Source organism: Streptomyces sp. ASQP_92 (genome assembly GCF_025399895.1).
GTDB lineage: Bacteria > Actinomycetota > Actinomycetes > Streptomycetales > Streptomycetaceae > Streptomyces.
Map to the genome: position 1 here is coordinate 35261 of NZ_JAODUA010000020.1, position 12256 is coordinate 47516.

At 71.1% G+C, this 12256-nt stretch carries 9 protein-coding genes and 1 pseudogene; 6 read left to right on the forward strand and 4 right to left on the reverse strand.

The window, feature by feature from the left end:
* Positions 1–3: 3 nt before the first annotated feature.
* Positions 4–1500 (forward strand): IMP dehydrogenase, encoded by a 1497-nt coding sequence (locus tag N4G70_RS30740; RefSeq protein ID WP_261716041.1) that lies wholly within the window; start codon positions 4–6, stop codon positions 1498–1500.
* A gap of 129 nt (positions 1501–1629) precedes the next feature.
* The gene (gene def / locus N4G70_RS30745) at positions 1630–2322 is read left to right on the forward strand and encodes a peptide deformylase (RefSeq protein ID WP_261716042.1); all 693 of its coding nucleotides are present in this window, start codon (positions 1630–1632) and stop codon (positions 2320–2322) included.
* Positions 2323–2531: 209 nt separating this feature from the next.
* On the opposite strand, the pseudogene N4G70_RS30750 reads toward def, so the two are convergent.
* Positions 2532–3164, reverse strand: a pseudogene (locus N4G70_RS30750) (class I SAM-dependent methyltransferase); the annotation flags it as partial.
* Between the two features lie 429 nt (positions 3165–3593).
* On the opposite strand from N4G70_RS30750, the gene N4G70_RS30755 reads away from it, so the two are divergent.
* The 4 genes from N4G70_RS30755 to N4G70_RS30770 all read left to right on the forward strand — a co-directional run bounded on the left by N4G70_RS30755 (position 3594) and on the right by N4G70_RS30770 (position 6727).
* Positions 3594–4583 carry a hypothetical protein gene (locus N4G70_RS30755; RefSeq protein WP_261716043.1) on the forward strand — a complete coding sequence of 330 codons (990 nt, stop codon included), beginning with the start codon at positions 3594–3596 and terminating at the stop codon, positions 4581–4583.
* A 163-nt stretch (positions 4584–4746) separates the two neighbouring features.
* Entirely contained in the window at positions 4747–5679 is a 933-nt protein-coding gene (locus N4G70_RS30760) for a DUF4232 domain-containing protein (RefSeq protein ID WP_261716044.1), read from the forward strand.
* Between the two features lie 51 nt (positions 5680–5730).
* Positions 5731–6459: a nucleotidyltransferase domain-containing protein gene (locus N4G70_RS30765; RefSeq protein ID WP_261716045.1), complete on the forward strand. Its 729-nt coding sequence runs from the start codon at positions 5731–5733 to the stop codon at positions 6457–6459.
* 46 nt (positions 6460–6505) lie between these two features.
* Positions 6506–6727 carry a hypothetical protein gene (locus tag N4G70_RS30770; RefSeq protein WP_261716046.1) on the forward strand — a complete coding sequence of 74 codons (222 nt, stop codon included), beginning with the start codon at positions 6506–6508 and terminating at the stop codon, positions 6725–6727.
* 51 nt (positions 6728–6778) lie between these two features.
* Here the strand turns inward: N4G70_RS30770 and N4G70_RS30775 are convergent, their stop codons facing one another.
* The 3 genes from N4G70_RS30775 to N4G70_RS30785 all read right to left on the reverse strand — a co-directional run bounded on the left by N4G70_RS30775 (position 6779) and on the right by N4G70_RS30785 (position 12143).
* Complete coding sequence (locus N4G70_RS30775; protein WP_261716047.1) at positions 6779–8776, reverse strand: glycosyl hydrolase family 32; 1998 nt, start codon at positions 8774–8776, stop codon at positions 6779–6781.
* 119 nt (positions 8777–8895) lie between these two features.
* Positions 8896–10557 (reverse strand): peptidase M23, encoded by a 1662-nt coding sequence (locus N4G70_RS30780; protein ID WP_261716048.1) that lies wholly within the window; start codon positions 10555–10557, stop codon positions 8896–8898.
* Between the two features lie 38 nt (positions 10558–10595).
* Positions 10596–12143 carry a M23 family peptidase gene (locus N4G70_RS30785; RefSeq protein ID WP_261716049.1) on the reverse strand — a complete coding sequence of 516 codons (1548 nt, stop codon included), beginning with the start codon at positions 12141–12143 and terminating at the stop codon, positions 10596–10598.
* Between the last annotated feature and the right edge of the window lie 113 nt (positions 12144–12256).

Sequence of the window (12256 nt, forward strand, 5' to 3'; positions counted from 1 at the left end):
CGAGTGGCACAGATCATCGCCGAGGTCTCACGGACGTTCAACGAGTTTCTGCTGTTGCCGAACCGGACCCGCACCGACTGCTCGTCCGCGACGGTCGACCTGCGCACACCCCTGGTGCGGCACGTCGAGGGCGAGCGGTCGGCGATCGAGCTGGGCTCCCCGTTCACCTCCGCGATCATGCAGGCGGTGAGCACTCCGGAACTCGCCATCGCGCTCGCGCGCAACGGGGGCTTGAGTTTCCTGCACCACAACCAGTCCATCGAGGACCAGGCCGCGGCCGTGCGCCAGGTCAAGAACTTCAAGGCGGGGTTCGTCACCAGCGACACCAATGTCCGCCCGGACGACAGCCTGAGCCACCTGGTCGCCGTGATGCGGCGTACCGGTCACAGCACCGCCGCGGTCACCGATGACGGCAGCTCCGGCGGCCGCCTGCTCGGCCTCGTGACCTCCCGTGACTTCCACCCCCAGCGCCACGACCTCGACGGCCCGGTGAGCGGCCGTATGACCGCGATCTCCGAACTGCCGCACGCCGCCGCCGACATCACGCTCTCCGAGGCCAACGCGCGGCTGTGGGACCAGCGGTTGGACTGCCTGCCAGTACTGGACGCCGAGGGCCGTCTTCAGCATCTGGTGTTCCGGTCCGACTACGCGGACAACAAGCGTTTCCCGAACCAGGCCGTCGACGCCGCCAAGCGTCTGCGCGTGGGGGCGGGCGTCAACACCCACGACTACCAGGAGCGCGTCCCCGCCCTCCTGGAGGCGGGTGCGGACGCCCTGTGCTTCGACTCGTCGGACGGCTACAGCGACTGGCAGGCGCAGGCTCTGACCTGGGTGAAGAAGAACTACCCGGAGATCCCGGTCGGCGGCGGCAACGTGGTCGACGGCCACGCGTTCACCTTCCTCGCCGAGGCGGGCGCCGACTTCGTCAAGGTCGGCGTGGGCGGCGGTTCCATCTGCATCACGCGCGACCAGAAGGGCATCGGGCGCGGTCAGGCCAGCGCCGTCCTGGATGTCGCGGCGGCCCGCGACGCGTTCCGCGAGCGCACCGGGGAGTACGTGCCGATCTGTTCCGACGGCGGCCTGGTGCACGACTACCACGTGGCGCTGGCGCTGGCGATGGGCGCGGACTTCGTCATGATGGGACGCTACTTCGCCCGCTTCGACCAGGCGGCCGGCGCCAAACTCCCCACCCGGGACGGCTTCGTGAAGGAGTACTGGGGCGAGGGATCGAACCGGGCCCGCAACTGGCAGCGCTACGGTCAGGGCGGCCAGGGGCTGATCTTCGAGGAGGGCGTCGACGGATACGTTCCCTACGCCGGCGACCTCAACGAGGGCCTCGCCCTCACGATCGCCAAGCTCAAGACGACCATGGTCTCCTGCGGCTCCGCCACGCTCGCGGAGTTCCAGTCCACGGCCCGGCTCACCCTCGTCTCCGACCAGAGCTTCCAGGAGAGCCACGCCAACGTGACCCTGCGGGAAGCCCCGACCACCCTCGCCTGACCGGATCCCACCGGGTGTGCCGTTCCCCTTCGTCCGGTACGGGGCCGAAACCTCCCTGGAGGCGGCCGACTTGGCGAAGGTAGGCTCGCGGACGTCCAGCACCACGCACACCGAAGGGCTCCATCGATCATGGCGACACAGCCGGCCACCGACCACTGGGTCCGTGTACAGGGGGTGCCGGTGGAGGGCGCCTATCCAGTGCGGGCCCCCGAGGCGGCGCGCGGGCGGGTCCTGCGGGTCACGGTGGTCGGCGAGGACATCCTGCACCGCCCCTGCAAAGCCGCCACGACGGAGTTCGGCACGCCGTGGCTGTCGCAGTTGGTCGACGACATGTTCGTCACCATGTACGTCGCCGAGGGCGCGGGTCTGGCCGCCAACCAGGTCGACGTCGACCTGCGCCTGTTCGTCTACGACTGCTACGACGACGACGGCGTGCGTCACGTCGGCCACGTCCTCAACCCCGTGGTGGACCTGGCGGCCCCGGACGAGCGCCGCCTGCTCGACGCCGAGGAAGGCTGTCTTTCCGTACCCGGCCCACGCGTCGGCGTACATCGCGAGGACAAGGCGGTGGTGCGCGGCCTGGACAAGGAAGGAAACGAGGTGGTGATCGAAGGCTCGGGGTACTTCGCGCGCTGCCTCCTGCACGAGAGCGACCACCTCGACGGACTGCTGTACATCGACCGCCTGACGAAGCGTCAACGCCGGTCGGCGCTGCGGGAGATGGACGATCTCATCGAGGGCGTTCTCGCGCAGCGCGTCGAGCGGGCGCGGTCGATCGGCGCCGTCGACCGGGAGCAGGACCGCACACCCCCACGGTCATGACGAGGGGCGTCGCGCCGTGACGGTGTAGTAGTCGAGGCTGCCTTCCTCGAAGGCCCGCAGGAAGTTGCGGGGCAGGTGCCGGGCTCCCACAGGGGGGCGAGCCAGCGGTCCCAGCCGGGCCACACCGATGCGCCGATCGACGTGGCGCGTACGTCGCTCAGACCGGCCGCTTCCAGCGCGGCGACCAGCGCCGGCACGGAGTGGGCCACGTCGAGGCCGGTGGCGAAGGTGTCGAGCAGCCCGGCCAGCCGGCCGGCCCGGGAGGCGTCGGCGTCGGGGACGAAGAAACTCGCGACGACGGCGCGCCCGCCGGGCCGCAGCACGCGCGCGGCCTCCCTCGCGAAAGCACCGAGGTCCTGGAAGTGCTGGGCGGCTTCGACGCTGTAGAGGCAGTCGAACGCGCCGTCACCGAACGGCATGGACTCGGCGGCGCCCCGCGCGAACCGCAGCCGTTCGGGGCTTCGGGCCAGCAGGCCGCGATGGCGCCGCTCGGCCCGTGCGAGCTGCTCGGGGTGGATGTCCATGCCGGTGATGTGCGCGAAGCCGTACTCCTCCACCGCCACCGCGGCGCCGGCCCCCAGCCCGCAGCCGACTTCCAGGGCCCGGAGCCCCGCGGTGGGGGCCAGGGTGGCGAGCACCTGGTGGTACATCGCCTGCTGGCTCCGGACCCGGTCGCCCTCGCTCAGCGGCCCCTCCAGATCGATGCCCTGCCAGTGGCCGAAGTTGATGAAGCCACCGCCGAACAGGGCGAGGGAACCGAGGTCGACCGGGCCGTAGGTCTCCCGCACCGCGGGCGGCATCGTGGGGTCCGCGGGCCGCCCCGCTCCGGAACCTCGCGTCATGGGCGCACCTCCGTGATGTGGATCCGGTCCTCGCCAGGCGACCACCCGAGGCGACCGCGCTCATCAACTCGCCGACCGCACCAGGTTACGGGCCGCCGGCGGCGCCACGCCCGCGTTGCGCGCCACTCGTTCGGCCGAGCATCGGCCACGGCCGCCGACGACCCTCCGCACCCGGCGCGAAGACCGCGCGGCGAACCACGCGGAGTGCCGCGCATCCCTTGTCGGCCCAGGGCGGAGACGGGGCGCACGCGGCGCGAACGGGACCGCCGCCCGGCCTCCGAAGGCGTGTCGCGCGGTACCCGCAGGCCCTGCCGTAGGAATGGCGAGGGTGCCCCATGTCCGCTGGTATGAGACCAGATGTGTGCATCAGACAGCACACACGGACTGCCGCAGTGGTCCATCCCGGAGCCTCGGCAAAGGAACCGTTTCATGGCATCTGATCTCAGCCCCATACCGGACGAACCGCATCCGAACCATCCGAGCGACGAGTCACACCTCGACGTGCTCCGCATAGCGGCCATGTCCCGGCCCCTGGACGAGGTCGCCTCCCTGGCGCACCTCCTCAACCAGACCGGTGAACAACCGCGACCGGGCGACGAGGCGTTGCACATGGCCGCCGTGTCCCGTCCGCTGGACGAAGTCCGCGAGCTGATCTCACTCCTCAAGAAGCCTCCGCACACGGACGAGGAAGCAGACATGGCTCTGCGCGCGGCCGCCACGGAGCGGCCCGTCGAGGAGGTGGCGGCGCTCATCGCCAGTCTCCGCCCCGAGGCGGACGTGCCACGAGTCGAACCCCGGCCGCCCCAGGCGGTGTCCCTGGCCCGCTTCGGGCCGGCGGCCGCCGCGCCGCCGGCCCCCGAAGCGGCACCGGCGCCCCCGGCGCCGGACGCGTCCCAGGCGCCGCCCCGCCCGGGCATGGCCCCGGCGACTCCGGCAGCACCGCCGCCTCCGATGTCCGCGCCGGCCCGTCGCGGGCAGGCCCCGGTGGCGGACGACGCCCCGGCACCGGCCGCGTCGAGAACGCCGGCTCTGCGGTCGGTACTGCGCTGGCCGGCGGCCGCCGCGCTGCTGCTGGTCGGCGTGATCCACCTGCCGACCGACATCATGGCCGTGCGCTCCGGCAGCACGGCGTCCCAGGCGTCCGTGGTCATCGCGGCCGTCTGCCTGACCCTGGCGTGTCTGCTGGCGCTGTACGACACCGTCTGGGCCTGGGGGCTCGGCGCGGCCGCGGCCGTCGCCACGGCGGCAGCCCATTCCGTGGGTGCGGGGCTCAACTCCGTACACCTGCTGAGGGACAGCCTGGGCAGTACGTTCACGGGCGCGACCACGCTCGCGGTGTTGTGTGCGGTGGTGGCCGCCGTCCTGGCGGCGACGGTACTGCTGCGCAAGCCCGGGCAGCGGGCCGCGGACAAGGCCTGACCGTCCCAGCAACCGCTGACGCAAGGGGCCCGGATCCAGACCTGGATCCGGGCCCCTTCCCTGTGGGGCCCTCCCCTGGGCGCGCGCCACTTGTGACCCTCCCGTGACCGGAATTATGGCCTCCACCACACGCGCTCCCGCCGCGCCCTGATGGGGTGGCCCCATGCGAAGTCCTGGTGCACTCCTGACGGTCATGGCCGCGGCCACCCTGCTCCTCACGGCCTGCGGGAGCGAACGCGCGAGCTCCGCGAACGCCGGCGCCGGCCCGGCAGGAGGAGCGTCGACCACACGAGTGGACGACCCGGGCAAGGACGGCGTACGGATCACCTCGCTCACGCTGCCGGCGGCCTCCCCCTCCCCCACGCGCCGCACCTCCGTCTCCGCCGACGCCCTCCCCCGCGACGGGGACTCGGGGATCTCCGCGACCTTCGACGTCACCAACCACGGCACCAAGACCCTGACCTACTCCATCAACTTCACGTTCATGAGCAGTGACGGCGGCGCCATGTCCGGCCAGAGCGCGACCGTGCGTGACGTCGGGCCGGGCAGGACGGTGCGAGGAACGGTTCGGGCCGGGCAGCTGCCGCCCTCCACCCCGCGCATCACGCGGGTCAAGGTGCTCGACGTGACCAAGGTCCCCGCGGGCGAGGCGCCGGCCCAGCCCGGCACCTGCCCCGCCTCCGGCATCCGGGTCAGCGCGGACAGGGGCGACGCGGCGATGGGGCTGCGCATCGTGGGCCTGCACCTCGACAACTGCGGTGCGCGCGACTACACCGTCGACGGCTACCCCGAGCTGGAGCTCCTGGACGACGACCTCGACCCCGTCGGCGGCATCAGGATCCTCCACGGCAGCGGCGGGATCACCACCGGCGCCGGACCCGACGAGCAGCCCCGGCGCGTGCTGCTCAAGCCCGGCGAGTCGGCCCGGGCGAGCCTGGTGTGGCGCAACACCACCGAGGCCGGTACGCCGGTCGACGTGCCCCATGTACGGGTGCGGGCCAAGACGGGGGCCGCCCCGGTGACGGTCACCCCGCACCTCGACCTCGGCACCACCGGGAAGCTCGGCGTCAGGCCCTGGGTGAAGGCGGAGCGCTAGGGCGGGGCGCTCGGGGAACACCCGGCCCGCCTCGGGCGGCACACTGTGCCCATGGAACATGTGAAGACCGCCGAGGAACTGGTGCGCGCCCGCTTCCCGAAGGCCAGGGCCGCCTTCCTGGCCGGCAGCGTCATGACCCGGCGGCGTACGCCCACCTCGGACCTGGACATCGTGGTGCTGCTGCACGGACCGCCCGCCCCGTTCCGGGAGAGCCTCATATACGGCGGCTGGCCGGTGGAGCTGTTCGTCCAGACCGAGGCCGTCTGGCGGTCGTTCGCCGAGCGGGAGACGGCCGAGCGTCATTCACCGCTCCTCGCCATGTGCGCGGAAGGCCTGTTGCTGACCGACAGGGACGGGCTCGGCGCCGCGCTCCAGGCCGAATCCAGGCGGCGGCTCGCGGCCGGCCCTCCACCCGTGGCCCCCGCCGAGTTGGAGGACCGCCGGTACGCGCTCACGGACACCCTGGACGATCTGCGGGGCTGCGCCGACCCGCTGGAGCGCACCTACCTGGTGGCCACGCTGCTCCAGCGCGCGTCGGAGCTCGCCCTGCTCACGGGCGGCCACTGGCTGGGGAGCGGCAAGTGGCTCTCCCGGCGCCTCGGCGCGGCCGACCCCGACCTGCACCGAAGACTCACCCACTCCGCCGCCGCCGCGGTCGCCGACCAGGCCGACGCAGCAACCGACTTCACCTCGGTGGTGGACGAGATCCTGCACCGGGCCGGCGGGCCGTTGTGGGCCGGTTACAGCCGCGGCAAGCACGATCCGCCGAGCGGTAGCTGAGCGGTCCCGGCGTGCGGAGGGCCGGTGGCCGGGCCAGGGTGGAAGCATGATCGAGCCGCCCATCGTCGTGCACCGGCCCCTCGGGCGCGGAGGCCGGCACGTCACCGCCCTCGGCCAGGACATCGGCGTGGCGTACTCCGACAGGGACGTCGTCGAGTTCCTCCGCCAGTCGGGAATCGACGAGACCGATGCCGAAGCCATGGTCGACGGGGACTCCCCGGAGATCGAATGGCAGGGCGCCCCCGCCCACCACTATGGGGCGGCCTGAAATCCGGGCACGGCTTCGGCCCCGCTCCCCGCGACGGCGTCGCCCTCCCTCTCACGTCAACGGCGGCCCGCCGATCGGCGCCCAGGGGGACCAGTTGCCGCTCGGAGCCAGCTGGTAGCGGCCGCTCAGCGGGCCGTAGGGGGTTCCGGCGACGATCTCCGTACGGCCGTCGGCATTGGTGCCGAATCCGATGCCGGACGCGCCCGGCCCGAAGCCCTCCCATGCCGACCAGCCGGATCCGTTCTCCCAGCGGTGGGCCGTGCCGGTGCCCCGGGAGGCGAAGACCTCCATCCTGCCGTCGGCGTTGCGACCCAGGTGGACCCGCGCGTTCGGCGGCCCACCGAACGCGTCCCACCCCGACCAGTCGCCCGAGGGCCCGGACTGGACCCGGCGTGAGAGTCCGGTCGACCCGGCGGCCACCAGGTCGAGCGAGCCGTCGGGGCGCCTGTTGAGAGACAGGTGCTGGACGCCGCCCACGGTGCCGAACTCCTCGAAGGCCGGGGGCCAGCCACCGCTCGGCGTCTCCTGAAGGCGTCGGTACACCGTGTCGTGCGCGGCCGCGATCACCTCGATCCGGCCACTCGCGTCACGGCCGGTGGCGATCACCGAGTCCGCCGGGCCTCCGAACGGCGCCCAGCCCGCCCACGCGCCGCCGGGCGTGGTCTGCCAGCGGTGGTAGATGCCCTGGGGTCCGCTGGCGAAGAGTTCCCAGCGGCCGTCGGCGTTCTGTGTCACGGTCAGATCGTGTGCGGCGGTACCGAAGTTCTCCCAGCCCTGCCACACATTGGGCGCCGACTGCGCCCGGCGATCGAGCCGGCCCTCCCCGGCGGCGAACAGTTCGAGCCGCCCGTCGAGGTCACGCGCCGCGGACAGCACCGCCGATTTCGGCCCCCCGAACGGATACCAGTCGGACCAGGACCCGTTGCCGACGGTCTGATAGCGCCCCCATACCTGGTCCGGCCCTCCGACGAACGCCTCCTGTCGCCCGTCGGCGCCGGACACGATCACCACCCGGTCCCCGGGGTCCGAAGCCGCTTCGACCGCGTACTGCCGACTGCCCCCCGAGAAGTCGAGCCCGGCCAGCCACACCCCGCGCCGGCCCCAGCCCGCCTGGCTGATCCACCACCGGCCCTCAGCCTGGATCACCTCGGCGGCGTGGCTGAATATGTGCCCGCAGAGCTGGTCGGCGGAGAAGTGGAACGGGTCGGAGGCGCAGAACACGTCCGTGCCGTCGTACCCGCCGCGCGGCCCGAGGAACAGATGCCACGTCCCGTCCGCGAACACCACGAACGGGGACTCGGTGTTGCCCGCGCCACGGCCGCTCGACGGGTCGGTGAACGCGACCGACCGCGCACTCCAGTGCACCAGGTCGGTGCTGGTGCGGTACGCCACGACGTGGTTGCCGCCGCCCGGTTCCGAGGTGGCGGTGTAGTACATGACCCACTGGGTTCCGATGCGCGCCACCATGGGGTCGCGCGCCTCGTAGCCGTCACGGAACAACGGGCCGCCCGGATGCCGGGCCCAGGTGTACAGATCGGTCGAAGTGGCCACGCTGATGGCCGAGTTGGCGGCGTCGGGTCCACCCCCCGCGTAGAACATGTAGTACGTGGACCCGTCCTTGATCACATGCGGCGCCCACAGGTGTGTCTCCCCGTACGCGGGGTCGGCGGACAGGGCCGGCGCCCGCTTCGTCCACGGCCCGTGCGGGCTCGGTGTGGTGGCGTGCGCGAAGGTGGTCTCGTCCTGGTCGTTCGAGGGCTCGGGGTGGGTGATGCCGAACAGGTGCCACAGGCCCGCGTCGTCCTGTACGAAGGTGTGGTCGTTGAGGTACCACGGCCCGGCCTCGCCGACGCTCGGGTCGTAGACCTGAACGAACGGAGTGGCCCCCACCTGCCCGGCCCCCGGCTGCCCAGTTCCCGACTGCGCGGGTCTCGCCTCCCCCGCCCCCGCCCACGCCACGGCGAGCGCCCGCGTCGTCGCGCCCGGCGGGGCCGCGACCAACAGGAACAGGAGGGTGAGCACGACCCACAACGCTCTGGAACTACGCACGATGCATCCGTTTCCGCTCGGGAGACCGGGCAGGGGACTTCCGCGGCCTCGGTGGATCGGCGCGCCCCGTACCGGGGGCGCCGATCGCCCGTGTCCGCGGAAGTCCCTTGTCGCGAGGGCTAGTTGACGGCAGGCCCGGAGTCGTTGAGATAGACCCACTCGGACCATGTGGAGAACCCGGTCTGCCACCGGTGATAGACCCCGGCGTGACTGGTGCCGAACAGTTCGATACGGCCGTCGGCGTTGTTGCTCGCGCCGATCTCGGTGCCGCCGCCGCCGAAGTTCTCCCACGCCGAGTACGGCGCGTTCGGGCTGGTCTGCCAGGCGTGGCCGGCGCCGTCGGCGTTGATGGCGAACACCTCGACCCGGCCGTCGACCGAGCGTGAGGTCGTCAGTTCGGCGTTGACCATCCCGCCGGTGCCCGTCCACTCCGACCAGGCGGTGGGGCCGGTCTGCCAACGGTGGTACACGCCGGTGGAGTTGGAGGCGAACACCTCCAGGCGGCCGTCCTGGTTGTAGCTGACGGCGACGTCGTGCCCGCCGTCACCGAACTTGTCCCAGGCCGACCAGCCGCCGTTGACCTCGGTCTGCCACAGGTGCCCGAAGGTGCTGTCGGACAGCGCGAAGACCTCGAGGCGCCCGTCGGGAGCGTTCTCCATCGCGAGGCGTGCGGTGGTGGGAGCGCCTGCGATGCCCTTCCACTCGTCCCACCCGCCACTGGGCGCGGTCTGCCAACGGTGATACACACCAGTGGAGTTGGACGCGAACACCTCGATACGACCATCCGCGTTGTTACCCGCGGCCAGCCGATAACCACCCGTCCCGAAGTTCGCCCAGCCCGACCAACCCGCACTCGGACCCGTCTGCCACATGTGATCCAACGTGCTGTCCGACAACGCGAACAACTCCAGCCGGCCATCGGCATTCGACGCCACAGCCAACTGCGCGTTACGCGGCCCACCCTCGAACCGCCACGCCGACCACCCACCATTCACCTCGGTCTGCCACGAGTGATACACACCCTCAGCACCCGCCGCGAAACTCTCCAACCGACCATCCGCGGAACGCCCCGACACCACCCGACCCGAGGCATACGGGTGCTTGGTCTTGTTGCTCATGCCGGACCACAGCGCGTTGGCGATGATCGTCGCGTCGTCCGCCTGAAGTGCGTACAGGCCGCGCAGGTCCTCCCTCGGCTGCTGGATGTGCCAGCACACCTCACCGATCTCCACGTTGTTCCAGGAGCCGTTCGGGTACTGCTGTTCCATGTGGTCGAGGAAGGTGTTGGTGGCGTGGGCCGGGTTGAGGCGCTCCTCCCGGGTGCCCCACCAGTCCTGCTGCTGGAAGAGCCCGAGGCTGGTGTAGTCGACGGCCTGGGCGTAGTTGTTCATGCTGCTCTCGACGATGATCGTGGCGATGGCTATGGCGGCGGCCCTCTGGTTGAGTCCCCGGTCCTTCACCGCCTGCACCACCATGCGCGCGCAGGACATCTTGTAGGCGTCGAGATAGCCGGCCATCTTCGCGTGCAACTGCGGGTCGAGCTGGTCGGCCATGATGCCGTCGGTGGCCGAGGGCCCGGCCGGGTCACAGGGCACGGTGGGGATCGCGAACCCTTGCGGGCCGCCGAAGTAGTGCGAGACACCGGACCGGTCACTGCCCGGGGGCGGCACGGGCGGCGGTGTGGCGCCGGCGACGGAGGCGGTCAGCCCGATGATCGACACCCAGATGCCGACCGCCAGGGCCAGTCTGCTGAGCATGCGACGTAAACCTCTTCTGGCCATGATGAGACTTTCTGATGTGGAGGGGAAGTGTGCGGAGTTCATCCGATGCCGGGGCCCGCGGAATCACCCACCCAGCCCCATTGCGACCAACTGGCGAATCCGGTCTGCCACTTGTGGAAGACGCCGGTCTTGTTGGTCGCGAAGACCTCGATGCGTCCGTCGACGTTGCGGCCCGTGCTGATCCCGGTACCGCCCTCGCCGAAGTTCGCCCAGGCCGAGTAGGGGGCGTTCGGGTCGGTCTGCCAGATGTGCGCCGCGGTGCTGCCGTTGATCGCGAACACCTCGACCCGGCCGTCGAGCGTGCGGTCCGAGGCCAGCTGCGCGTTGGCGGGGCCATCCGTCCCGACCCATTCGGACCAGGTGGCGAAGCCGGTCTGCCAGCGGTGGAAGACGCCGGAGGAGTTGGAGGCGAAGACCTCCAGGCGGCCGTCGGTGTTGTGGTTGACCGTCAGGTCATGACCTCCGTCTCCGAACTTGTCCCACGTCGACCAGCCGCCGTTGACCTCGGTCTGCCACAGGTGCCCGAAGACACTGTCCGAAAGGGCGAACACTTCCAGCCGTCCATCCGCCGACGTCTCCATCGCGAGGCGTGCGGTGGTGGGAGCGCCTGCGATGCCCTTCCACTCGTCCCAGCCGCCACTGGGCGCGGTCTGCCAACGGTGATACACACCAGTGGAGTTGGACGCGAACACCTCGATACGACCATCCGCGTTGTTACCCGCGGCCAGCCGATAACCACCCGTCCCGAAGTTCGCCCAGCCCGACCAACCCGCACTCGGACCCGTCTGCCACATGTGATCCAACGTGCTGTCCGACAACGCGAACAACTCCAGCCGGCCATCGGCATTCGACGCCACAGCCAACTGCGCGTTACGCGGCCCACCCTCGAACCGCCACGCCGACCACCCACCATTCACCTCGGTCTGCCACGAGTGATACACACCCTCAGCACCCGCCGCGAAACTCTCCAACCGACCATCCGCGGAACGCCCCGACACCACCCGACCCGAAGCGTAGGGGTGCGGCCGTGCGGCTGATTCCTCGGTGATGTTGAGGTAACGCAGCGCCTGGTAGTCGCCGTTGGGGTGACCGTCGAGCGAGGCGTTGTTGATGTTCGCGCGGAAGTGCCCGGGCGGCTCGACTCCGCTGCTGCCCCCACCGAAGCTGTAGTACGAGAACCCGCCCTGGTCGTCCAGCCACTCGTGGAAGATCAGGACGTGGTCCCTGAAGGAGTTGAGGACGTCCCCCGGACGCAGCTCGTCGCGTCCGATCGGGCGCGAATAGCCGGGCAGGCCTTGCGTGTTCGGCGCCGCGTCGAGGTGCCAGGCCATGGAGACATACCCGGAGCAGTCGGTGCGGTAGTCGTAGTCGCCGCCAGGACCCGGCGCGGTTCCGTGCTGGTTGTACGAGGGCGCCTGGTCCACCCAGTACTGGGCGCGCCAGATCACCTCGCTCCGGGTGATGGGGCCGCCGCGGTCGGAGGAGTCCGCCGCCTTCGCGCCGGCGGGCGTGGTCACACCCAGGGCGACCACGCCCGCCAGCAACAGCAGGACCCATCTGCCGAGCACTGATCTCAAGGACGTCATGTGAGCCTCCCCGCTCGTCGGCGACCGACGATAGAGACGCTCGATGAAATGGCGATGGAATGGCCTGGCACTCCCTCAGGAGTGCCAGGCCACAGGGCGGGACCGGGCTTGCG

What these genes read in the sequence shown, in the direction of transcription:
- N4G70_RS30755 (WP_261716043.1), top strand. Translation starts at nt 3,594, where the DNA reads ATGGCATCTGATCTCAGCCCCATACCGGACGAACCGCATCCGAACCAT.
- N4G70_RS30760 (WP_261716044.1), top strand. Translation starts at nt 4,747, where the DNA reads ATGCGAAGTCCTGGTGCACTCCTGACGGTCATGGCCGCGGCCACCCTG.
- N4G70_RS30780 (WP_261716048.1), bottom strand. Translation starts at nt 10,557, where the DNA reads ATGGCCAGAAGAGGTTTACGTCGCATGCTCAGCAGACTGGCCCTGGCG.
- N4G70_RS30765 (WP_261716045.1), top strand. Translation starts at nt 5,731, where the DNA reads ATGGAACATGTGAAGACCGCCGAGGAACTGGTGCGCGCCCGCTTCCCG.
- def (WP_261716042.1), top strand. Translation starts at nt 1,630, where the DNA reads ATGGCGACACAGCCGGCCACCGACCACTGGGTCCGTGTACAGGGGGTG.
- N4G70_RS30785 (WP_261716049.1), bottom strand. Translation starts at nt 12,143, where the DNA reads ATGACGTCCTTGAGATCAGTGCTCGGCAGATGGGTCCTGCTGTTGCTG.
- N4G70_RS30770 (WP_261716046.1), top strand. Translation starts at nt 6,506, where the DNA reads ATGATCGAGCCGCCCATCGTCGTGCACCGGCCCCTCGGGCGCGGAGGC.